Here is a 23,103-nt window from a genome sequence, read left to right as displayed (position 1 = left end):
GCCGGCCGATCGCGCGGGCTCCGTCCTCCCCCTCCGACCCCTCACCTGAAGGACCCCCCATGTCACGAACCCCCCGGCAGGAGCGCACCCGGCGCTCACGCCTCCCCCGAGCGGGCGCCGCGCTGACGCTCGCCATCGCCTGCCTCGGCGGCGTCCTCGGACCGATCGGCGCCGCCGGCGCCGCAGAGACCGTCCCCGCTCCCGCGCTGCAGTACTCGTTCGACGGCATCGGCGCGACGCTCGCCAACGGAGCCGTCGTCGCCGACTCCGCTCCGGGCAACCACCCCGGCACCCTGATCAACTCCGGCGCGACCAGCGTCGCGGGCCCCTCCGGCGCCTCCACCGACCGCGCTCTCTCGCTCCCGGGCGGATCGAGCACGTCGGCCGCGCCGCACGTCCGGATCGCCCCGGGCCTGATCCCCGCCGGCACGCAGGACGTCACGATGTCCGCCTGGCTGCGCTGGAGCGGTGCTCCGGACTGCACCTGGCCCTTCACGCTCGGCTCCAGCGTCGACTCCCACGTCCTCTCCACCACGAAGTGCGGACCGGCCGGCTTCGGCGCGATCAAGAGCGGCTCCGAGGTGCGGGCCGCAGGCAACACTCCGGTCGCCGCGAACCGCTGGGTGCACATGGCGGTCGTCGTCAAGGGCGGCCAGTCGGTCTCGACCTACTTCGACGGAGCTCTCGTCGGCCAGGGCAGCACGACCTTCACCGCCGCGTCCGCGATCGGCACGTCCACGTTCTCCGGCTTCCTCGGCAAATCGTTCTACGGCGCGGACGCCTACTGGGCCGGTGCCATCGACGACATGCAGGTCTGGACCTCCGCGCTCACCGCCGGCCAGGTGCAGCAGAGCGCCGCATCCGTGCACTCGGTGCTCGCGAACCAGGACGCCGCCGTCTCGCTCGGCGACACCTCGAACGTGACCTCGAACCTCGCCCTCCCCACGACCGGCGCCAACGGATCCACGATCACCTGGACGTCGAGCGCCCCCGGCGTCGTCAGCACCAGCGGCGTCGTCACCCGGCCCGCCGCGGGCAGCCCGGACGCCACCGTCACGCTGACCCCGACCGCCGTCCACGGCGGCATCACCGTCGTCGGCCGTGCCACCACCGTGTTCGTCCCGGCGTACGCCGCCGGTGACAGCGCCGAGGCCGAGCTCGCCCGGGCCGTCGCCGACGGCATCAGCAACGATCCCGCTCTCGCCGGACCGGTGCGCGGCAGCCTGAACCTGCCCTCGACCGGAGCCGACGTCGCCGCCACCGCCGCGCGCGCGAACAGCTCCAGCGCCGTGGTCAGCTGGACCTCGTCGAACGAGGCCGTCATCACCTCCGCCGACAAGGGCACCGCGCCGAACGTCGTCGCGAAGGGCTCGCTCACGCGTCCGTCCGCCGACACCACCGTCACCCTCACCGCGACGGTCACGGTGCCCGGCACCACGCCCCTCGTGCGGACGCTCACGCGCACCGTTCCGGCCGCGGCTCCCGTGGCCGCGAGCGACCTCGACGCGTACCTGTTCGCGTACTTCACCGGCGACAGCATCGAAGGCGAGAAGATCCGCTTCGCGACCTCCGACGGCAACGACTCGCTCACGTGGAAGACCCTGAACGACGCCCAGCCGATCCTCACCTCCACCATGGGCACGAAGGGGCTGCGCGACCCGTTCGTCTTCCGCTCGAAGGAGGGCGACCGCTTCTTCCTGATGGCCACCGACCTCTCCGTCGGCACCACCGGCTTCGGCGGATCGACCAACCGCGGCAGCCGCTACCTCGAGATCTGGGAGTCCACGGACCTCGTCAACTGGGGCCAGCAGCGCCACGTCGAGGTCAACCTGCCCAACGCGGGCATGACCTGGGCACCGGAGGCCACCTACGACCCCACCATCGACGCCTACGTCGTCTACTGGACCTCGGCCCTCTTCACCGACAGCACGCGCAACGTCGAGGACGGCAACGGACCGCAGATCCTCACGTCCACCACCCGCGACTTCCGCGACTTCACCACCCCCGAGGTCTGGTTCAAGGCCGCTGACGTCCCCTCGCTCAACAAGAGCAACGGACTGATCGACGCCACGATGCTCAAGGACGGCGACACCTACTACCGCTTCACGAAGGCGACCCAGACCAGCGGCTGCCCCTCGCCCGACATCATCGGACAGAAGTCGACGAACCTCCGCGCCACCACCGCCTCCGGAGCGTGGAGCCTCATCGACACCTGCATCGGCCGCACCGCCGGAACGCCGGAGGTCGAGGGTCCCGAGATCTTCAAGACCAACGAGGGCGACCGGGCGGGGTACAAGTACTTCCTCTGGACCGACAACTACGGCGGACGCGGCTACATCCCGCTCGGCACGAACTCGCTCGAGGGCGACATCCAGTGGACGATCCCCAGCAGCTTCTCGCTGCCGACGTCGCCCCGCCACGGATCCGTCGTCTCCATCACTGCGAAGGAGCGCGACGGGCTCGCCGCGAAGTGGAACCCGTCGCTCCTGGTGACCTCGATCGACGCCGTGGCGCGGACCGTTCAGGCCGGATCGACCACCGTCGACCTGCCCGCCACGGTGGGCGCGACGTTCAAGGACGGCCACCGCGAGACGGTCGCCGTGACGTGGGCGACCGCCGATCTCAGCTCGCTGAAGAAGGCGGGCGACACCGTGCAGGTGCGCGGACAGCTCGCCAACTCGGCAGCGACGCCGGCCATCGCCACCATCACCGCCACGGCTCCTCCCGGACCGTCGCTGACGGCCTCGGCCGCGAGCCGCTGCGTCGCCGGCAAGGTGACGGTCACCGCGACCGGCACCAACACGAGCGGCTCCACGGTCGAGATGACCGTCGGCTCGCAGTGGGGGAGCAGGACCTTCGCCGGGGTCGCTCCCGGCAAGTCCGTGTCCGCCGCCTTCACCACCCGGGCGACCTCGGTCACCGCGGGCGAGGTGAGCGTCGCCTCGAAGGACGCGAACGGCACCAGGACGGCCACCGCGCCGTACTCGGCGCTCACCTGCCGCTAGGCCGGTGACAGGGGAGGGGCGGCGTCCAGCCGCCCCTCCCCTGACCTCCTCCGTTCCGGGGCCTCCGGCCACCGGAGCAGGGGAGCATGGACCCTGGGTCCGTGCTCCCCGCATCCACCTCTCCCACGGAAGTAGACGAACAATGCGGTTCCGACGCACGACGGCCCTCCTGGTCGCCGCGAGCCTGACAGCGGGAGGGGCTGCGCTCGGCGCGGCACCCGCACAGGCCGCGGTGCCCAGCCCGGTCCTCTCCTACGACTTCTCCTCGTCCGCCGCCGTCGGCTCCGCCGTGGGCGCGGGCACGACCCTGACCGACTCCGCTGCCGGCCGCTCCGCCACCGTGCGCGGGACCGGAGCGACGACCGTCGCCGGTCCGCGCGGCGGCACCGACCGCGCACTCCGCCTCCCCGGCGGCGCCGCAGGCAGCTCCGCCGCCTACGCCGAGATCGCGCCGGGACTGACCACGGCGGCCACCACCGACGTGACCATGTCGGCCTGGCTGCGCTGGGAGGGGAACCAGAACTGCAGCTGGGCGTACGCGCTCGGGCAGTCGACCGAGCGGTACCTCTTCACCACGCCCCAGTGCGGAAGCAGCCTGATCGGTGCCGTGAAGAACGGCTCGGAGCAGCGCGCGGCCGACTCCGGTCCCGCCGCCACCGGCCGCTGGAGCCACGTCGCCGTGGTCCTGCGCAGCGGCGTCAGCGTCTCGACCTACGTCGACGGCCGGCTCGCCCAGACCACCCCGACCTCCGCGACCGGAGCGGCGACTGTCGGCACCTCCGCCTTCTCCGGCCTCCTCGGCAAGTCGTTCTACGGCCCCGACCCTCTCTTCGCCGGGGCGATGGACGACGTGCACGTCTACTCCTCCGCACTGACCCAGGACCAGGTGCGCGAGGACGCGGCTCCGGCCGCTGCCGCGATCGCTGCATCGGACGCCGCCGCGGCGACCATCGCCGTGACCGGACCCGTCACCAGCGACCTCTCCCTCCCGACCCGCGGCGCGGGCGGCTCCGTCCTCACCTGGGCGAGCAGCGACCCCGCGGTGATCGGCACCGACGGCTCCGTGCGCCGCCCGGCACCCGGCTCGGCGAACGCCACCGTGACCCTGACCCCGACCGCGACGTTCGCCGGATCCGCCGCCACCGGCACCGCGCGAACCGTCACCGTCGCCGCCGACACCGAGGCCGACGCCACGGCGCGCCTGCGCACCGCCCTCGTCGTCCCGCCGACCGTCGCCTCCGGAACCGCTCTTCCCACGGTCGCCGGCTACACCGTGTCGTGGAGCGCGGACGGTGCCGGCCTGTCCGGCAGCCGCCTCGTGAACGACTCGGCGACCGACCGGGCACTCGCGCTCACCGCCTCCGTGAAGGTCGGCGCCACCACGCTGACGAAGACCTTCCGCACCACCGTCCTCAGCGCCTCCACGGCGAAGACCGTGGTGTCGTACACCCGGACGCCGACCGGCGAGGACAAGGCGAACCAGGACACGATCGCCCGCGGCCTCCACCTGGCACTCGGCTCGTCCGTCGCCGACGCAGCACCGCTCTCGGGCAACTCGGGAGTCCTCTTCGCCGACGGGGTCTTCCTCGGAACCGACAAGGCCGACAACCGCGGCCTCGCGAACCCCTCGCTGTTCACCTTCGCCGACGGCACCGTCGGCGTGATCGCCACGCGCGTCCTGCAGTCGGGCGCGTCCGACGGCACCGGGGCCTCGAGCGCTCTGATCTTCAAGGCCACGGACGCCACCGCGTCCGACTTCACCGAGCTCGGCCTCATCGACCTCGGCACCACCGGCGGCGTCGTCGCGCCGAAGGCCGTCTTCGACACGGACCAGAACCGCTACCTCGTCTCCTGGACGGACTCCTCCGGGGCGGCGAAGTACACGACCGTCACGGACCTCGCCCGCACCGAGCTCCGCGCGCAGGCGTTCTGGCCGAAGGACGGCGGCCGTCGCAGCGTCGTCGTGACCGACGGGAACCGCGGTGCGGTCCTCGGAGGAAGCCCCGCCACCGTCGCCGCTCCCGACCTCTCCGGAGTCCCGGGCCGCGTCGCCGACGCTCTGCCGGGCGGCGCGCTGACGGTCTCCGGCTCCGTCGCCGACTCGCTCGTGAAGAGGTTCGGCCGCACGGTCAACACCGGATCCTCGGTCGCACCGCAGACGATCGATCAGGGCGATACCTCCGCCCTGTCCGGAGTGAAGGCGCAGCTCTCCTACAACGACGGCTCGACCGGCAGCCTCGGCATCGACTGGAACCAGCAGCAGCTCGCCGACCTCGCCGCGAAGGGCCCGGGAACGTACGACCTCTCCGGGACCGTCCGCCAGCGGCAGTACAACGAGCCGTTCGCCTACAACCGCGCGGATCCGACGATCTACCGCTACGAGCGCAACGGGAAGACGCAGTACCTCTTCACCGCCACGGACGACACGAACAACAACAACGTCGCCTCGCAGCACCTGCCGATCCGGGTCGCCGACAGCATCGACCAGCTCAGCGACGACAACGGCGGACGGGCCCGTGAGGTGGACCTCCTCAACCGCACCACGCGGATGGACCGCACCGCCGAGGGCAAGGTGATCGCGGGCTGCTACTGGGCCCCCGAGATCCACGAGATCGGCGGCAAGCTCTCCATCCTGTTCGCCCCGTGCTTCAACCCGGACAACGACCAGTCGAACCAGAACGGTCAGTGGTTCACGGTGCAGGCGCACATCATGCAGCTGCGCGACGGCGGAGACCCCGCGAACCCCTCCGACTGGAGCGCGCCGCGCGCCGTCGTGAAGAGCGATGGGAGCGCCCTCGGACGCCCCGGCACGGGACGCAACATCAGCCTCGACATGACCTACTTCGAGTCCGGTGGAACTGCGTACTACGCCTGGTCCCAGCGCTACGTCGACAACGGAGTGAGCGACCCGGCGACCTGGATCGCCAAGGTCGATCCCGCGAACCCCACCCGCGTCATCGGCGAGCCGACCCCGATCATCGTGCCCTCGCTGACGTTCGAGGACCACCTGTCCGAGGGAGCGTTCGCGATCCAGCGCGACGGGAGGATCACGCTCGTCTACTCCAGCAGCGGCGTCAGCCCGAAGTACATCGTGGGCGGCGCCTGGGCGAAGGAGGGCAGTGACCTGACCGACATCGCGAGCTGGACCAAGTACGACGCCCCGCTCCTGCAGAGCGTTCCTATGCCCGACGGCGTCCTCGACTACCGCACCTACGAGCAGGGTCCCGGCCACGGAGCCGTCACCCAGGACGAGGACGGCAACGACGTGTACGTCTACCACACCTGGGGCAACGGAGTCGGGGGTGACGGCCGCGACACCCGTCTCGCCCGCATCCACTACGCCGCCGACGGCCGGCCGGTCTTCGACCTGACGCCGACGGAGGAGGTCGCACCCGCGAACCGGACTGTGACCGCCAAGGTCACCGTCACGTCGCCCCTGACCGTGACCGCCACGGCGTCGACCCGCTGCGTCAGCGGGAAGGTCGTCCTGACCACTGTGGTCAAGAACGACAGCCGCTCGATCATGGACATCACGACCGTCACCGCCTTCGGCTCGAAGACCGTGACCGGAGTCGCTCCGGGATCGTCCGCGTCGAGCGCCGTCACCACCCGAGCGGTCTCGATCCCCGCGGGGTCGGTGGCCGCGACAGGAAAGGCCGTCGTCGACGGGAAGACGGTCAGCACGCAGACGAGCGTCGACTACCCGGCGCGCAGCTGCCGCTGAGACGGTGAGGGAGCGGGCGCCACGATCGCCCGCTCCCTCGTCGCCCCGCCCCCGACCGGCACTGCGCCGCCCTGCAGTGCCGCCACCTCAGAAGGACGACCGACGAGATGCACCACAGAGTGAGAACCGGGACGGTCCCGACCATCGGGCCCGTGCTGACGAAGGTCGCGCAGTCGCACACCCTCACCGAGGAGAAGGACGACGGAGCGGCCGGCAGCGCAGCTGCGGTCGGAGGACACGACCTCCTGCTGATCAACGGCAACGCCCTCCCTCTCTCCTGAGCTCCCCTGCGCCGTACGGACGGGTCCTCGACCCTGATCGCCCGACGATCCCGCCGCGGCGGCATCACCACCGGCTGCGGACCGGGGCGGCGATCGGGCCGTATCCTGCTGTCCGGACCGATCGCTGATGTGCGAACCTCTCCTGAGCGGACTCCCGGATGCGGGCCGACCGTGACCGGTCCGGCCCGTTCCTCTCGTTACAGCAGGAGACCGCCGTTCCCCAGGAGACACCCGTGATGCGCCTCGATCGATTCCTCGTGTCCCTGGCACGCTCTGCGCGGTGCACGAACCGCTGCGGAGCCTGCGGGCTCGACTGCAGCACCGACGTCTTCATCCTGATCGCGCTCGCGACCGGCGAGAACCGCGGCGAGTCCCGCCTCCGAGAGGTTCTCGACCACCGCTCCGGTGACCGTGTCGATGTCGTCGAGGTGCGCAAGCGCCTCCTGCGGCTCTCCCGCCGGGGTCTGGTGCTCCTCGAGAGAGGCAGGAGGACCCCGCTGCAGCGCATCGAGCGCTTCTCGATCACGCGCGACGGCCGGGCCTTCCTGGCGTCCCACGCCAGAGCACTGGACCTCCTCGCCGAGGAGATCCACGTCGCGCTGCTGTCCCGCTGACGAGCCGAGTGCCTGTGCGGGCGCACGCGGGACGTCTCCTGGTCGGCCGTCGTCGGACCGGTCGTGTCGGTGACGCTCCACGTGGCGCGACTTCGACATGGACGTCGCCTCCGGCTGCGTCCTGGGCGCTCCGGGGCAGCACGAGGCGTCGCCGACCATCCTGGGCGCCGCGTTCGCGACCGTGCTGCCGTGGCGCGACGCGATGGCGGCGCTCCTCGAGGAGGCCGTCCCTGCTGCATCCTCAGCAGTGTGAGGCGGGCGGGGGACCCGCCTCACGCCGGAACGCGCCCTTCGTGCATCACCCCGTGCTGGAGAGCTGGACGATCTCGGAGATCACCGCGGCTCGAGTGTCGTCCGGTATCCGATCGCCTCCGAGGGAGTGGTGCGACCACAGGCCGTCAGCCGCAAGGCAGGCGATGAACTGGCGGAGAGCGATCGGATCGGTCGCGGTCTCCTCTGCGGAGGGCGTCCACCTTCGGCGCACCTCCGCTACCGGCGCTCGGAGAGCGGTGTCGCTGCCCGTGGCCTGGAGGAGTCCGATCTGCATGTGCGTCGACGGCGTCAGGGCGACGGTGACGTAGGCACTCACGCGCTCCGTCAAGGTGGCCTCGTCCGCGGTCTTCCCCGCGACGTCGATCAGCTGGGCTTCCCAGCCGGCCGCGACGTGCTCCTGGAGAGCATGGGCGAGATCGGCTCGATCGCGGAAGTGGTACATCATTCCACCGCGTGTCAGCCCAGCCTCTTCGGAAGTCGCTTCGAGCGTGACGCGAACAGAACCTTCCCTCGCCGCGACACGGACCGCTGCGTCGAGGATCCGAGTCCGGTTGTTGGGTCGCGTCGCGCGAGGAGACGTCCGAGGAGAAGCCAGGACCCCCTCACCGCTGGGCGGGTTCGGTTCCATGTCGTGATCGATTCCGCCGCTCCCTCGGTCCGAGTGAGCGGCTAGGGACGGCGGGTGCTGAGGCGCCCGGAGGGTGTCGACGCGTCACCGCACGAGCGGGTGCGACAGCGTCGGCCGCCAGTCTGCCATCCTCTCCTGCCGACGTCGGAAGGTGAGGCTCGACCCCATCGGTGTCGAGCCGTCCTGACGACGGACTACAGCCGGAGGGACGGCTGTCACGGTCGACGAATCAGAAAGCAACTGTACATTCATGATTGTACAGTTGTGGTACTGTAACGGCCTGCCCAGCTTCGGAGCTGCGGGCGGTCAGATGCACTGCCGGTGCGGGATCCGAGGCTGAAAACCTCCAGCGACTTCATTCCTCAGAAGCCTGGAGGTTTCTTCATGTCCAGAATCGCGGACAAGCCGAACGCCCGCTGGTGGGCGCTCGCCGTTCTCGCCATGACCCAGCTCGTCGTCGTCCTCGACACGATGATCGTCACCATCGCCCTGCCTCAGGCCCAAGTGGATCTCGGGATGAGTGACAGCCTGCGCCAGTGGGTCGTCACCGCCTACGCCCTCGCCTTCGGAGCACTTCTCCTTCTGGGCGGTCGGATCGCCGATTACTGGGGCCGCAAGCGCACCTTCATGGTCGGAATGATCGGCTTCGGAGCGGCCTCGCTCTGGGCCGGACTGTCGCAGAGCGGCATGGAACTCGTCATCGCTCGCGGCGTCCAGGGCGCCTTCGCGGCACTGCTCGCCCCCGCCGCACTCGCCATGCTCACCGTGACGTTCGCCCACGGCAAGGAGCGCAATCTCGCCTTCGCCGTCTTCGGCACGGTCGCCGGATCCGGAGCCGCAATCGGCCTGATCCTGGGCGGCGTGCTCACCGAATTCACCGACTGGCGCTGGTGCCTCTTCGTCAACCTCATCTTCGTCGCCGTCGGCCTCGTCGGCGGGGCTCTCGTGCTCCGCGAGAGCAAGGCGGAAGGAGACAACCGCTACGACGTCTGGGGAACCGTCACCGTGACCCTGGGACTGGGCGCGATCGTCTACGGGTTCACCCGAGCCGAGCACGGATGGGGCGCGATCGACACCGTCGCCTTCCTCGCACTCGGCATCGTCCTGCTGACCGTCTTCGTGCTCATCGAACGCACGGTCGACCAGCCGTTGCTGCCGCTGCGCGTCATCCTGCGTCGTGTGCGAGGCGGCGCGATCCTGATCCAGGCCGCCAATGGCGCCGTGATGATCGGGGCCATCCTCTATCTCGCGTTCTACTTCCAGATCGTGCTCGGAATGGGACCGCTGATGGCAGGACTCGCGAACCTCGCCATGACCGTCGCGATCATGGCGTTCTCGCCCGTCACCACGAAGATCCTCAACACGTTCGGCCCCCGACCCCTGATGATCGTCGGGCCGCTCGTCTCGGCAGCAGGGCTCTTCCTGCTCCTCGGCATCACCCCGGACGGGAACTACTTCCTCCAGGTCCTGCCCGCCCTGGTCGTGCTCGGAATCGGACTCTCCATGCTCTTCGTGCCCGTCCAGAACCTCGCCCTTCTCGGGGTCGAGAACGAGGACGCCGGAGTGGCCTCCGCCGTCGTCAACTCCGTCTTCCACATCGGCGGGTCCATCGGTCTCGCGGTGTTCACCGTGTTCTACGCGAGCACCGCGGACTCCGCCATCGCGTCCGGAACGGCCGAGCTCACCGCATTCACCGACGGCTATAAGGCCGTGTTCCTGGCCGCAGCAGTGACCATGGTCGCGGCCTCTCTCACCGGCTTCCTCCTCATCCGAGGGAAGAAGGAAGTCCTGAACCCCGCCTGGGACGAGGCGGAGGCCGCCCTCGTCCACTGAGACGATGCCGAAGGGGCGGGCCGGTTCGTGCAGCAGCGGCAGACCGGCTCGCCTCTTCCCGTCCGACTCACGACACCCCGTACGTCGCCGACCGACGACCTCCCCTCGACGGGGAGTCGTTCGTGGATCGCAACGGTCCGGTCGTCCGACGCGGCCGCGTCATCCGGTGGGTCTTCTCCCGCGATGCCGGCTGCACCGCCGAGATCATCGAGGGTCGCGACCCGGTCGCCCGGCACATCACCGCAGACCGGAACGACGACGCCCGGCCGCCCTCAGGTGAGAGGCGGCCGGGCGTCGTCGGTCGGAGGACCCGGTCAGGTCAGCCGCAGCGGAGCGCCGGGTAGGCGGCGCTCACGGGAGCGGAGGCGCTGCCGACGGTGGCGACCCCCTGGACGGTGCCGGCGGCGACCGAGGCGGCCCGCGTGGTCACGGCCAGCGAGGCGGTCCGGCCCGCATCGATCTGTTGCGTCTTCGCGCCCCACAGGGTGTTCCAGCGGAGGTCGGCGGTCGACGCGGCCTTGTTGACGGTGGTCAGCGTGACCACCACCTTGCCCGCGACGCAGCGAGCCGCTGCAGTGGCGGTGACGGGCACAGCCGGCGCCTTCACGGTGATCGTCGCCGTGACGGTGCGGTTGGCCGAGGCCACCTCCTGCTCCTTCGAGAGCGAGAGGTCGAGCCGGCCGCTCGCGCGGATGTTCACGCCCTTGAACCAGGTGTTGCGGTCCGAATCGAACAGGCCGCCCGCGTTCTGCGGATCGGTCGCCGTGTGCGGGTCCGGGTAGGGGCGGGCGTGGTAGGCGAGGAGCAGGTTGCCCGACTCGTCCTCGACGAACGAGTTGTGCCCGGTGCCGGCCTGCTGGCGCGAGAAGTACTGCGTCTCGTCCGCGCCGAGGCGGCCCAGGTAGGTGTCCTCGGTGTCCAGCACGGGGAACGCGGTCTGCGTCCACGTCGCGGGGTTGAGGAGGTCGGCACTCGCGTCGGCCGTGAGCAGGCCGAGCGAGTAGTACTTGTCGACCGTTCCGCCCGAGTAGGTGAGGTACATGCGTCCTCCCTTGGACACGATGAACGGCGCCTCGACGACGCCCTGGTCGTTGCCCTCGGTGGTGTCGGACGGGGTCGGCGAGCGCTTGCCCGACTCCCACGGCTGGCTCTCGCCGTAGATGCGGGTGACCGCACCGGTCACCAGCGGGACGGTGCCCTTGGGCCCCATGGTCGCCTTGGCGAGGGAGAGCGTGTTGCCGTTGGGCAGGACCCAGTAGCCCTGGGTGGCGCCGTTCTCCTGGCGGTCGATGTAGCTGACGTCGAAGGCCGCGCCCTCGAGGACGACCGGCTCGCCCCACTTCGTCTGGTCGAGGAATCCGCCCTCGGCGATCGAGGCGTCGGTCCCGGTGTAGGGGATCAGGACGGTGTTGTCGCACCAGCCGCCCACAGGCGCGTAGCCCTTGTTCATGCCGGCGACGATCCACCAGGTGCCGTTGATCTTGTGGAACTCCTGCGCCCAGATGTATCCGCCCCAGCCGTAGAAGGTGTTCGGGTACTGGCTCTGGCGACCGGGCGTGCCGGCGTCGGGGTCGATCACGATCTGCTCGGGAGCGGAGTCGAGACCGGCGATGGTCTTCGAGCGCTTGAGGCCGATCTTGCGGTAGCTGGAGCTCTCCTCGATCGGGCCGAGCGAGTCCTGACCGTAGTGCGAGCCCGTGAGGTAGTAGTAGCCGTCGTCCTCGTTGAAGAAGACGTGCGGATCCGCGCGGGCCTCGTTGACCATCGCCTCGGGGTCCTGCTGGACGGAGCCGGTGACCCGGTAGGTCCCGGGACGCGAGGTGTCGACGGCGGTGGTCAGATCGTCCTGCCAGTCGACGTTGAGCGACTTGGTCGAGCCGTCGTTGTACTCCATCACGGCCTGCCCCGGGAGCGCTGCGGCGATCGCAGCGGATCCGGCGCCGGAGTCGACGGAGCCGCTGAGCGACTTCACACCGGTGTTCTTCAGGTCGACGTATTCGCGGTAGAACGTGCTGAACTCGGTCGAGGTCAGCGCCGTCTCGCCGGCCTGGCCCTGGGTGAACCCGGCGGGGAGACCCGAGCCCTGGACACCGGGGACGCGGGCGTCGGCGCGGGTGGTCGCTCCGGGAGCGGTGCCGGAGGCGAGGTCCGTGAACAGCGTCACGCGGCCCTCGGTGGTGAGCAGATCGGTCCAGAACAGCTTGTAGACGCCGAGGGCGGAGTCGAAGACGATCCGCGGGTCGGTCACGACCGAGCCCGGCGCGACCCGGAGGACGCGCTGGTCGCGGAACGTGCGGCCGTCGGCGGAGCTCCAGAGGTAGACGGAGTCCGTGGCGTTGTTCTGCGACGAGACCGCGCCGAGCGAGCCGTCCTTCGAGCGGAACAGCAGCGGCGAGCCCATCTGGGCGTTCGGGCGCTGCGCCTGATCGCCGTCCTTGAGGACGGAGAGGATCGACTGCGAGCGGTTCAGCGGCTCCCAGGTGGCCGCGCCGGCGGGCAGTGCGGCCGTGAAGAGCGAGTCCGCGCGGCGGTCGTCGTTGTACGCCAGCGGGTCGTCCTTCACTCCGTTCGTCGTGGTGACGGTCTTGACGGAGGTGGCGATGCGCCCGCCGGGCACGGCGAGGGTGCTGTCCCACGCGTAGGTCTGCCCGGCGACGGCTGCCTGGAGGCGGACGGCGACGGGAGCGGTGAGGCCCGAGAGGTTCACGGCGCCGGTGGAGGAGACGCGCGCGGCGCCGGCGCCGGAGGCGGTCCACGTCACGGTGTTCCCGAGGACCTGCGCGGGCAGGTCGCCGAGCACGGTCGTGGGGACGTCGAGGGCGGCGCGCAGGTCGGTTGCCACGGTGCTGCTCGTCGCGCCCAGCTCGGCCCCGGTCAGGGCGCGGTCGTAAACGCGCAGATTGTCGAGGAGTCCGGCGAAGTACTCCCCGCCGCCCCAGTTGGCCTTGCCGACCTGAAGGACTCCGCCGGTCGATCCGAGGACCGTCGCGAGGGAGGGGCCGGCCGTCGTGACGGCGACGGGCTTCGCGTCGACGTAGAGGCGGGCGGTGCCGGCGCTCAGCACGAGATCGACGTGCTTCCACTCCGTGCTGCTCGGGCCGGTGAGGTTGCCCGAGGAGTCGCGGGCGCCGCTGTTGGCGTACCGCTCGACGGTGATGCCGTTCGTCCTGTCGAGGACGCCGACGTACTTCTCCTGGGCGTAGTCCTGGGTCGCGGCCGAGCGAGCGGCGAAGACCGACCAGCCGACGTTGTCCGCGGCGGCGGGCTTGGAGTCGTACGACAGAGTGACGGAGTCGCGACCCTTCAGCAGCGGCTGCCCGTCGGTCGCAGTGAGGTCGAGCCAGAACGAGGACGACAGCGAGACGGCGCTGCCCTGCCCGGTGCGGCCGGCGACGAGGGTCGGCGTGCCCTTCACGGCGGCGCGGGTCGACCTGTCGGTGAAGGCGCCTCCACTCGGGGCGGTGTCGAAGGTGAAGTCCGCGAGCAGGCTCTGCGCGGGAGTGGTCGCCGCTGTCGCGGCGACGGCGACCGGCACGGCGGCGCCGGCGGCGAGGGCGATCGTCGCGGATGCGGCGAGGGTGGCGGCGAGCAGGCGCGAGGGCCTGCCTCCGCCCGGGGGTCGTGACGTCATCGTCGACGTGTCCTCTCGGGTTCTGCAGCGAACCGGTGGGCGGACGGGGGATCCCGCCAGCGGTATGGTCTTCGCACGGTACCGGCGATTGTTCACGGTAACAAGGGAGCACGACCATCGGTTGCGAAACTCCCACACCCGTCGGACATCCGGGCGAGCAGAACGCCGAAGCGGGAGGGCCGGCAGCCTCTGCCCCCGCCCCGCCCGGTCAGTGCCCGCGCGCGATCCACTCCTCGCGGTGCGGCGCCTCCGCTCCGATCGTGGTCGAGTCGCCGTGGCCGGTCCGGACGACCGTCGCGGCGGGCAGCGTCAGCAGGCGCTCCGTGATCGAGTCGATGATCGTCGGGAAGTCGCTGTAGGAGCGGCCGGTGGCTCCCGGCCCGCCCTGGAAGAGCGTGTCGCCGGTGAACACCGTGCCGAGCGCCTCGGCGACGAAGCAGACGGCGCCGGGGGTGTGGCCCGGGGTGTGCCGCACCTCGAGCTCGACGCCGGCGACGGGCACGATCCGCCCGTCGACCAGGGCGCCGCTCGGGGCCGTGCCGGGGTGCACGGCGTCCCACAGCATCCGGTCGGCCTCGTGGAGCAGCACCGGGGCGCCGGTCGCAGCGCGGACTCCCTCGACCGCGTCGAGGTGGTCGTCGTGCCCGTGGGTCAGCAGCACGGCGAGGAGCCGGCGCTCGCCGACGGCCGCGAGGATCGCGTCCGCGTCGTGGGCCGCGTCGATGACGACGCACTCGGAGTCGTCGCCGACGATCCACACGTTGTTGTCGACGTCCCAGGTGCCGCCGTCGAGGCTGAAGGTGCCGCTCGTGACGAGCTGCTCGATCCGCGCGCCCATCAGAGCACCACCACCGAGCGGAGCACGTCGCCGCCGGCCATCGTGGCGAAGGCCTCCTCGATGTCCTCGATCCCGATCCGCTCGCTCACGAACTCGTCCAGGGGCAGGCGGCCCTGGAGGTAGAGGCCGGTCAGCATCGGGAAGTCCCTCTCCGGCAGGCAGTCGCCGTACCAGCTCGACTTCAGCGAGCCGCCGCGGCCGAAGACGTCGAGCAGGGGGATCTCGAGCGTCATCTCGGGAGTCGGCACCCCGACCAGCACCACGGTCCCGGCGAGATCGCGGGCGTAGAACGCCTGGCGCCAGGTCTCGGGGCGGCCCACGGCGTCGATGACGACGTCCGCTCCGAAGCCGTTCGTCAGGGCCTGCACGGCGGCGACGACGCCCGCCTCGTCGAGGCCGCTGGAGTCGATGACGTGCGTGGCGCCGAGCTTCTCGGCCGCGACCAGCTTCTTGGGGTCCCGGTCGATCGCGATGACCGTGCCGGCGCCCGCGAGAGCGGCGCCGACCACGGCGGCCGTGCCGACTCCTCCGCAGCCGATGACCGCGACGGAGTCGCCGCGCGTCACGTTCCCGGTGTTCATCGCCGCACCGAGGCCGGCCATGATCCCGCAGCCGAGCAGGCCCACCGCGGCGGGGTCCGCCTCCGGATCGACCTTCGTGCACTGCTTCGCGTGCACGAGGGTCTTCTCGGCGAAGGCGCCGATCCCGAGGGCGGGGCTGAGCTCGGTGCCGTCCTCCAGGGTCATCCGCTGCGTCGCGTTGAAGGTGTCGAAGCAGTACCAGGGCTCGGCCCGGGTGCAGGCCCGGCACTCGCCGCAGACCGCGCGCCAGTTGAGGACCACGAAGTCGCCGACCGCGACATGGGTGACTCCCTCTCCGATCGCGCTGACCCGTCCGGCCGCCTCGTGACCGAGGAGGAAGGGGAAGTCGTCGCTGATCCCGCCCTCGCGGTAGTGGAAGTCGGTGTGGCAGACACCGCAGGTCTCGATGTCGACCACGGCCTCGCCCGGGCCCGGATCGGGGACGACGATGTCGACGAGCTCCACGGAAGCGCCCTTCGACCGGGCGATGACGCCGCGCACAGTGGTGGGCATGGGGGCTCCTTCGACGGGGGCGTGCAGGTCCGATCCACAGTAACGACCGCGGGGGGCGGGTGCGCCGGGTGGACGCGGGCGCTCCCGCCCACTCCGGGGCCGGGCCGCCCGCCTCGCGGACCGCGACCCTGACAGTCGGTAGGGTGCGGGCCATGCGCACTCTGTACCCCGAGATCGAGCCCCACGACTCCGGCATGCTCGACGTCGGCGACGGCCACTCGCTCTACTGGGAGGTCTCGGGCAACCCCGAGGGCAAGCCCGTCGTGTTCCTGCACGGCGGCCCCGGAGCCGGCACCTCGCCCGCCCACCGGCGGCTGTTCGACCCCGAGAAGTACCGCATCGTGCTGTTCGACCAGCGGATGTGCGGCCGCTCCACCCCGCACGCCGGCGAGCCGGAGGCCGACCTCTCGACCAACACCACCTGGTACCTGGTCGCCGACATCGAGCGCCTCCGCGAGCACCTCGGCGTCGAGCGCTGGCTCGTGCTCGGCGGCTCCTGGGGCTCGACCCTCGCCCTCGCCTACGCCGAGACCCACCCCGAGCGGGTCAGCGAGATCGTCCTCCGCGGGATCTTCACCCTCCGCCGCGCCGAGCTCGAGTGGTTCTACGAGGGCGGCGCCGCCGCGGTCTACCCGGACCTCTGGGAGGGCTACACCTCCGTTGTCCCGGCCGGCGAGCGGGGCAGCCTCATCGAGGCGTACTACCGCCTGCTCCACGACGCGGACCCCGCCGTGCACGGCCCCGCCGGCGTCGCCTGGACCACCTGGGAGGCGTCGACCATCACCCTCGTGCAGAAGCCGGAGCTGATCGCGGACTGGTCCGATCCCGTCTTCGCGCTCGCCTTCGCCCGCATCGAGAACCACTTCTTCGTACACAGGGGCTGGTTGGAGGAGGGGCAGCTGATCCGCGACGCCGGCGTCCTCCGCGACATCCCGGCCGTCATCGTGCAGGGCCGCTACGACATGTGCACCCCGGCCTTCACGGCCTGGGACCTGCACCGGGCCTGGCCCGAGGCCGACTTCCGGATGATCGCCGACGCGGGCCACGCCTTCGACGAGCCGGGGATCCTCGACGCGCTGATCGAGGCGACGGACCGCTTCGCGTCCTGACGGGCGGGGCGGTCCGCGCCTCGCGGCCGGGATGCCCGGGCGCCCGTGCCTGAGCGTCCCGCGCCCGGTGCCGTCGTGTCCCGGGAGCGGGTCTACCCTGATCAGATGCGCGCGGACGACGCCTCCGGGATGGAGGACTGGCCCACCGGCCGGCTGCTCTCCACCGCCTCCAGGATGGTCGAGCACGCCTGGCACGGCGCCCTCGCCGAGATCGGCCTCACCCACGCCGGCCTGATCGTGCTGCACCTCCTGCAGGCGGGTCCCGTCGCGCAGAAGGAGCTGGCCGCCGCGGCCCACGTCGAGGTGCAGACCATGTCGCGCACCATCGAGCGCCTCGAGCGCGAGGGCCACGTCTCGCGCACCACGGATCCGTCGGACCGCCGCCGGCAGCTCGTCGCGCTCACCGACGCGGGCGGCGAGGCCTGGCGCCGGGCGCACCGCCTCGAGGTCGACATGTTCCCGGGCTCGCTCGAGCACGGCCCCCTGCGCGAGGCGCTGCTCGAGATCATCCGCTCGGCCAGCGAGTCGCGCTGGGGCTGACCGCAAGCCCGAGCGGAGCCCGTCCGCGGAGCGCTAGCTTCGTCGGCATGACCTTCAACGACGACTCCCAGCTCAGCGGCGGCAAGGTCCGCCGCCGCGGCCGCACCACCGGCATCGCCGTCGGCGGGGGTGCGGTGGGCGTGGTCGTGCTCGCGCTGCTCTCGCAGCTGCTCGGCGTGAACCTCTCGGGCCTCGGCGAGGTGTTCGGCGGAGGCGGGTCCTCGCCGGAGGGCGTCACCTCCACCGCGGTGGCCTGCGACAGCGGCGCCGACGCGAACACGCAGGTCGACTGCCGCCTCGAGGGTGCGGCCGAGTCGCTCGACCGCTACTGGGGCGAGCAGACTCCGACCCTCGGAGTCGCCTACACGACCCCGACCGGCGTCGACCTGTTCGAGGACAGCACCACCACCGGCTGCGGGAGCGCGACCGCCGCGGTCGGCCCGTTCTACTGCCCGCCGGACCGGACGATCTACCTCGACACCGACTTCTTCGACGAGCTGCGCACCCGGTTCGACACCTCGGGCGGATCGCTCGCGCAGATGTACATCCTCGCCCACGAGTGGGGCCACCACATCCAGAACCTGACCGGCGCGATGGAGTCGGCGGACCGCTCCGGCACCGGCCCCGAGTCGGACTCGGTGCGCCTCGAGCTGCAGGCCGACTGCTTCGCCGGAGCCTGGGTGGGCGACGCCTCGACGGTGCCCGACGAGACCGGCACGCCCTACCTCAAGCCGGTGACGGCGCAGGAGTACCAGGACGCGCTCGGCGCCGCGGCCGCCGTCGGCGACGACCGCATCCAGGAGCAGGCCACCGGCACCGTCGATCCGGAGGGGTGGACGCACGGCTCGGCCGAGCAGCGCCAGCGCTGGTTCCAGGCCGGCTTCGAGGGTGACGCCACCAGCTGCGACACCTTCGCGGCCGCGCAGCTCTGACCGGGCGCCGCTGAGGGCTCCTCGCCGCTCCCTGGGGACCCGCGCGGGTCAGGACACGGAGTCGGCCGGCTCCTCCATGTACCACTCGGTGAACGAGCGCGCCCGCCCGTCGGGGGCGAAGCGGATGACCCAGAGGTTCAGGTAGGTGCGGTCGCCCGGGTAGACGGTGCGCCCCTCCACCACCGCGGTCTCCTCCGTCAGTGCGACCAGGCCCCACGCGAAGGTCGGGTCGGCGGGCTCCTCCTCCGCCAGCCACCACTCCACGATCGCGTCGCGCGGAGTGATCGCGTCGCGGTGCGGCGCCGTGAAGTACTCGGCGTCCTCGGTGAACAGTGCGGCCACGTCTGCCGCGTCGTCCGTGGCCCAGGCCTTCTCGTAGCCGGTGATCCAGCTCTCGATGTCGATCATCCGCCCATCCTCGTCCTGCCCGACGCGCGCGGGAAGGAGGAGGAGGGAACAAAGCGGCGGCCCGAGCTGTTGAGACCCGAGCCGGTCGAAAGCAGAGCCGAGCGATACGATCCCGCCGACGACGGCCCGCCCGCCGCTGCGGTCCGGGTGCGCGTCCGCCGCCGACACGAAGGACAGCCGTGCCCGACTCCGACAGACGCTCCCTGACCCGCTCGCCGGACCCGCGCCTCATCACCGCCGTCCTCGCCTTCGCGGGGATGAGCGCCTCCTTCATGCAGACGCTGGTCGTCCCGATCCAGTCCGAGCTGCCGACGCTGCTCGGCGCCGACCGCACCGAGACCGCGTGGGTGATCACCGCGACGCTGCTGAGCGCCTGCATCCTCACCCCGGTCTCGGGCCGCCTCGGCGACCTCTACGGCAAGCGGCGGATGGCCGTGGCCGCGCTGGTCGTGCTCGTGATCGGCTCGATCGTGTGCGCCTTCGCGGGCGACGTGTGGACGCTGGTCGTGGGCCGGGCCCTCCAGGGCGCGGTGATGGGCGTCATCCCGCTCGGCATCTCGATCCTCCGCGACACCCTCCACCGCGACCGGCTCCCCGGTGCGATCGCCCTGGTCAGCGCGACCCTCGGCATCGGCGGCGCGCTCGGCCTGCCGCTCAGCGCCCTCATCGCGCAGAACACCGACTGGCACGTCCTGTTCTGGATGTCCGCTGGCCTCGGTGTCCTCGACATCGTCCTCGTCCTCCTGGTCGTGCCGGTGTCGACGCTGCGCTCGCCGGGCACCTTCGACGTGGTCGGCACGATCGGCCTCGCCCTCGGACTGAGCGGCGTGCTGATCGCCGTCTCGCGCGGCAACGACTCCGGCTGGACCAGTCCCGCGATCCTGGGCTCCGGCCTCGGCGGCATCGCCGTCCTGCTCCTCTGGGGCTGGTACGAGCTGCGGCAGGAGAGCCCGCTCGTCGACCTCCGGGTGGCCGCCCGCCCCGCCGTCCTCTTCACCAACCTCGCCTCGGTGGCGGTCGGCTTCGCGTTCTTCGGCGCCCAGATCACGCTGCCGCAGCGCCTCGAGCTGCCGACCGCGTCCGGCGTCGGCTTCGGCCTGAGCCTGATCGTGGCGAGCCTCGTGCTCGCGCCCTCGGGCCTGGCGATGATGGCGACGTCCCCGCTCGCCGCCCGCCTCTCGGCGCAGTCCGGGCCGCGGCTCGTGCTGATCGCCGGCTCCGGGCTGATCGCGGTCTCGTACCTGCTGATCCTCCCGTTCGGCGGCGAGGTGTGGCAGATCCTGGTGATCAACGCCCTCATCGGCGTCGGGCTGGGCCTCGCCTACGCCGCGATGCCGACGCTCATCATGCACGCCGTCCCCGCCTCGGAGACCGCCGCCGCGAACGGGCTGAACTCGCTGATGCGCACCCTCGGCACGACGCTCTCCTCCGCCGTGACCGCGGGCGTGCTCGCGCAGCTGACCGTGTCGGTCGGCGACGTGCAGCTGCCGAGCTCGCAGGGCTTCGAGACCACGTTCGTGATCGGCGCGATCGGAGCGCTGGTCGCCGTCGCCCTCGGCCTGCTCATCCCGCGGGCGCCCCGCCCGGAGGCGCGACCCGCTCTGCCCTGACCGGTCCGCGCGTCGTCGGCCGCGAGTGCTCCTCGCCGAGGAGACCTGGTCGCGGCCGGCGACGCGCGGCCCGCTACTCGTCCTCGAGCAGCATCCGCTCGATCTGCAGCTCGCGCAGCCGCGTCGAGGCCTGCAGGTTCTCGCGCGCGGCGAGCACCAGGCGGCACAGCAGCACCAGCAGCACGATCGCGAGCACCGCGACCGCCGTCACGACGACTCCGTACAGCGCGGTCAGGACTCCCCAGGTCTGGATCATCCCTCGACGCTACGGAGCCGCACCCGCCCTCGCGTCCCCCGCCCGACGGAGTGCGCGGGGCGGGGCGAGCGGCCCGTGCAGGGGCAGCGGACGCGCAGAGCCCTGCCCGCAGGGGGTCAGCCCGCGAACGCCCCGCGGTACGCCCGCGCCGGGTGCGTCGCCGGCAGCTCGTCCGTCCCGAACAGCTTGCGGCGCAGCGTCCCCTCGGCGTACTCGGTCTGCGCGAGGCCCCGCTCCTGGAGCACCGGCATCACCCTGTCGACGAACTCCTCGTAGCTGCCGGGCAGGATCCAGTTGACGACGTTGATCCCGTCGATCCCCGCGTCGCGCCAGCCCGCCAGGTGGTCGGCGATCTGCTCCGGAGTGCCGACGACCCGTCCGCGCAGCTTCGCCGAGAGCCGGGCCAGATCGCGGACGGTCGGCTCGCGGTCGGGGGAGGCGTCGCGGATCCACTGCAGGTGGCTCTGGCCGGCGTAGGTCTCGATCGCCGAGAGCGGCAGGTCGGGGTCGAGCTTTTCGCCCGTCGCCGGGTCGAAGCCGAGGTTCGAGTGCACGAGGAACGCGTCCGAGGAGAGGTACTCGTCGATCTCGCGCTCGGCGCGGCGCGCCTCCTCCTCCGTGTCGCCGGTGATGAAGGAGAGGCCCAGGTAGAAGGAGGGCGCACCCGCTCCGCGACCGGCCGCCGCGGCGAGGGCCCGCGTGTCCTCGATCAGCTCGCGGGTCTTCTCCGGCGACCCCGAGAACACGAACTGCGCCTCCGCGTTCCGCGCGGCGAAGCGCCGGCCCGCGGGGGAGGAGCCGGCCTGGAAGAGCACGGGCGTGCGCTGGGGCGACGGAGCCGAGAGGTGCGGCCCCTGCACGCGGTAGCGCTTCCCGACGTGGTCGATGCGGTGGATGCGCGCCGGGTCGGCGAAGGAGCCGCTCTTGTCGCGCAGGAGCGCGCCGTCGTCCCACGAGCCCTCCCACAGCTTGTAGACCACGTCGAGGTACTCCTGCGCCCAGGCGTAGCGCTCGTCGTGCTCCTCGAGCCGGTCGTAGCCGAAGTTGCGGGCCGCGCCGTCGAGGGCGCTGGTGACGATGTTCCAGGCGATCCGCCCCTTCGAGAGGTGGTCGAGGGTCGAGACCTTCCGGGCGAAGTCGAACGGATGCGACTGCAGCACCGAGCTCGTGAACGCGAAGCCGAGGTGCTCGGTGCTCACCGCCAGGGCCGAGAGCAGCACGGACGGGTCGTTGCTGGGCAGCTGCAGCCCCTCGCGGGCGTTGACGTCCCAGTCGCCGTCCGCCGGACCGTAGAGCCCCGCCACGTCGGCGAAGAACATCGCGTCGAAGCGGCCGCGCTCCAGCGTCCGGGCGAGGTCGATCCAGAGCTGCACGTCGTCGAACTCGTGCTGCCGGGCGTCGGGGTGGCGCCAGAGGCCGTGCTGGATGTGGGAGGCGGTGTTCATGACGAACGCGCAGAAGCGCAGCGGGCGGGGCTCGGTGATCACGCTCCCAGGCTAGGCCGGGCGCCTCCCACCGGTCTCGAACGACTCCGCGCGTAGGGTGTCCGACTGTGGAATCCCGCATCCCCGAACCCGCGCACGCCGTCCCTCCGCTGACGGACGCCGTCGCCGAAGCGCTCGACGCCACCACCGTCGCCGAGATCCGCGCCCTGCGCGACGACTTCGCGCGCTTCATGCTCCAGTACAAGTTCGGGATGGACGAGATCGTCACGAAGGTGTCGATCCTGCAGGAGGAGTTCCGCGAGCTGCAGGAGTACAACCCGATCGAGCACGTCACGAGCCGGCTCAAGTCGGCCGACAGCCTGATCGAGAAGATCGAGCGCAAGGGCTGCGAGACGACCTTCGACGGCATCGCCGACGCGATCACCGACATCGCCGGCGTGCGGATCACCTGCAGCTTCGTCTCGGACGTCTACCGCGTCTTCGACCTGCTCACCTCGCAGTCCGACGTGACGGTGCTCGAGGTGAAGGACTACATCGCCGAGCCGAAGGAGAACGGCTACAAGAGCCTGCACGCGATCGTCGAGGTGCCCGTGTTCCTCTCCGGCGGATCGGTCGACGTCTGCGTCGAGGTGCAGTTCCGGACCATCGCGATGGACTTCTGGGCGAGCCTGGAGCACAAGATCTACTACAAGTACGACCGCCAGGTCCCGCAGGAGCTCCTCGACGGCCTCGCCGACGCGGCCCGCACCGCCGCCACCCTCGACGCCGACATGGAGCGCCTCCACCGCCAGGTCCGCGGCCCGCTGCCCGGGGCGCGCACCTACGACGTCTGACGCGCCACCCCACGCCCCCGATCGGGCCGCCCCGACTCCTGCCGATCGA

The 23,103-nt window shown here is 71.4% G+C and carries 18 protein-coding genes; 11 read left to right on the top strand and 7 right to left on the bottom strand.

Going from position 1 to position 23,103, the window contains the following annotated elements; all coding sequences use genetic code 11:
- Positions 1 to 59: 59 nt before the first annotated feature.
- The 5 genes from C5C29_RS03525 (at position 60) to C5C29_RS17025 (ending at position 7,877) form a co-directional block, all read left to right on the top strand.
- Complete coding sequence (locus C5C29_RS03525) at positions 60 to 3,005, top strand: immunoglobulin-like domain-containing protein (protein ID WP_104224390.1); 2,946 nt, start codon at positions 60 to 62, stop codon at positions 3,003 to 3,005.
- Between the two features lie 142 nt (positions 3,006 to 3,147).
- A complete protein-coding gene (locus tag C5C29_RS03520) occupies positions 3,148 to 6,729 on the top strand; it encodes a family 43 glycosylhydrolase (protein WP_104224391.1) in 3,582 nt (1,193 codons plus the stop codon).
- A 119-nt stretch (positions 6,730 to 6,848) separates the two neighbouring features.
- Positions 6,849 to 7,010: a hypothetical protein gene (locus C5C29_RS17030; protein ID WP_181067898.1), complete on the top strand. Its 162-nt coding sequence runs from the start codon at positions 6,849 to 6,851 to the stop codon at positions 7,008 to 7,010.
- 233 nt (positions 7,011 to 7,243) lie between these two features.
- On the top strand, positions 7,244 to 7,624 hold the full coding sequence (locus C5C29_RS03515; protein WP_146076480.1) for a hypothetical protein: 381 nt from the start codon (positions 7,244 to 7,246) through the stop codon (positions 7,622 to 7,624).
- 97 nt (positions 7,625 to 7,721) lie between these two features.
- Positions 7,722 to 7,877 (top strand): hypothetical protein, encoded by a 156-nt coding sequence (locus C5C29_RS17025; RefSeq protein ID WP_181074973.1) that lies wholly within the window; start codon positions 7,722 to 7,724, stop codon positions 7,875 to 7,877.
- Between the two features lie 45 nt (positions 7,878 to 7,922).
- Here C5C29_RS17025 and C5C29_RS03510 read toward each other — a convergent pair whose 3' ends face one another.
- A complete protein-coding gene (locus C5C29_RS03510) occupies positions 7,923 to 8,525 on the bottom strand; it encodes a TetR/AcrR family transcriptional regulator (protein ID WP_104224393.1) in 603 nt (200 codons plus the stop codon).
- A 384-nt stretch (positions 8,526 to 8,909) separates the two neighbouring features.
- Here C5C29_RS03510 and C5C29_RS03505 point away from each other — a divergent pair, with 384 nt between their 5' ends.
- On the top strand, positions 8,910 to 10,358 hold the full coding sequence (locus tag C5C29_RS03505; RefSeq protein ID WP_104224394.1) for an MFS transporter: 1,449 nt from the start codon (positions 8,910 to 8,912) through the stop codon (positions 10,356 to 10,358).
- Positions 10,359 to 10,677: 319 nt separating this feature from the next.
- Here C5C29_RS03505 and C5C29_RS03495 read toward each other — a convergent pair whose 3' ends face one another.
- The 3 genes from C5C29_RS03495 to C5C29_RS03485 form a co-directional block, all read right to left on the bottom strand.
- Positions 10,678 to 13,989: a family 43 glycosylhydrolase gene (locus C5C29_RS03495; protein ID WP_104224395.1), complete on the bottom strand. Its 3,312-nt coding sequence runs from the start codon at positions 13,987 to 13,989 to the stop codon at positions 10,678 to 10,680.
- 208 nt (positions 13,990 to 14,197) lie between these two features.
- The gene (locus C5C29_RS03490; RefSeq protein WP_104224396.1) at positions 14,198 to 14,827 is read right to left on the bottom strand and encodes an MBL fold metallo-hydrolase; all 630 of its coding nucleotides are present in this window, start codon (positions 14,825 to 14,827) and stop codon (positions 14,198 to 14,200) included.
- On the bottom strand, positions 14,827 to 15,921 hold the full coding sequence (locus tag C5C29_RS03485) for an S-(hydroxymethyl)mycothiol dehydrogenase (protein WP_104224397.1): 1,095 nt from the start codon (positions 15,919 to 15,921) through the stop codon (positions 14,827 to 14,829). Before C5C29_RS03485 ends, C5C29_RS03490 begins: the two co-directional genes overlap by 1 nt.
- 152 nt (positions 15,922 to 16,073) lie before the next feature.
- On the opposite strand from C5C29_RS03485, the gene pip reads away from it, so the two are divergent.
- The 3 genes from pip (at position 16,074) to C5C29_RS03470 (ending at position 18,502) form a co-directional block, all read left to right on the top strand.
- Positions 16,074 to 17,030, top strand: coding sequence for a prolyl aminopeptidase (gene pip / locus C5C29_RS03480; RefSeq protein WP_104224398.1), 957 nt, complete (start codon positions 16,074 to 16,076; stop codon positions 17,028 to 17,030).
- A gap of 105 nt (positions 17,031 to 17,135) precedes the next feature.
- On the top strand, positions 17,136 to 17,570 hold the full coding sequence (locus tag C5C29_RS03475; protein ID WP_104224399.1) for a MarR family winged helix-turn-helix transcriptional regulator: 435 nt from the start codon (positions 17,136 to 17,138) through the stop codon (positions 17,568 to 17,570).
- Positions 17,571 to 17,617: 47 nt separating this feature from the next.
- On the top strand, positions 17,618 to 18,502 hold the full coding sequence (locus C5C29_RS03470; RefSeq protein WP_104224400.1) for a neutral zinc metallopeptidase: 885 nt from the start codon (positions 17,618 to 17,620) through the stop codon (positions 18,500 to 18,502).
- Between the two features lie 48 nt (positions 18,503 to 18,550).
- Here C5C29_RS03470 and C5C29_RS03465 read toward each other — a convergent pair whose 3' ends face one another.
- Positions 18,551 to 18,910 (bottom strand): nuclear transport factor 2 family protein, encoded by a 360-nt coding sequence (locus C5C29_RS03465; protein WP_104224401.1) that lies wholly within the window; start codon positions 18,908 to 18,910, stop codon positions 18,551 to 18,553.
- 179 nt (positions 18,911 to 19,089) lie between these two features.
- Between C5C29_RS03465 and C5C29_RS03460 the strand changes: the two genes are divergently transcribed.
- Positions 19,090 to 20,520 (top strand): MFS transporter, encoded by a 1,431-nt coding sequence (locus tag C5C29_RS03460; RefSeq protein ID WP_258062342.1) that lies wholly within the window; start codon positions 19,090 to 19,092, stop codon positions 20,518 to 20,520.
- Positions 20,521 to 20,593: 73 nt separating this feature from the next.
- Here the strand turns inward: C5C29_RS03460 and C5C29_RS03455 are convergent, their stop codons facing one another.
- Entirely contained in the window at positions 20,594 to 20,776 is a 183-nt protein-coding gene (locus tag C5C29_RS03455) for a hypothetical protein (protein ID WP_104224402.1), read from the bottom strand.
- A gap of 116 nt (positions 20,777 to 20,892) precedes the next feature.
- A complete protein-coding gene (locus C5C29_RS03450; RefSeq protein ID WP_374953130.1) occupies positions 20,893 to 22,221 on the bottom strand; it encodes an NtaA/DmoA family FMN-dependent monooxygenase in 1,329 nt (442 codons plus the stop codon).
- 230 nt (positions 22,222 to 22,451) lie between these two features.
- Between C5C29_RS03450 and C5C29_RS03445 the strand changes: the two genes are divergently transcribed.
- Positions 22,452 to 23,054: a GTP pyrophosphokinase family protein gene (locus C5C29_RS03445; RefSeq protein WP_104224409.1), complete on the top strand. Its 603-nt coding sequence runs from the start codon at positions 22,452 to 22,454 to the stop codon at positions 23,052 to 23,054.
- Positions 23,055 to 23,103: the final 49 nt, after the last annotated feature.

This window comes from Rathayibacter sp. AY1H2 (assembly GCF_002931985.1).
In the GTDB taxonomy this organism is placed as follows: Bacteria; Actinomycetota; Actinomycetes; order Actinomycetales; family Microbacteriaceae; genus Rathayibacter.
Note: the sequence above shows the minus strand (reverse complement) of the source record. Positions and strands in the feature narration are given on the sequence as shown.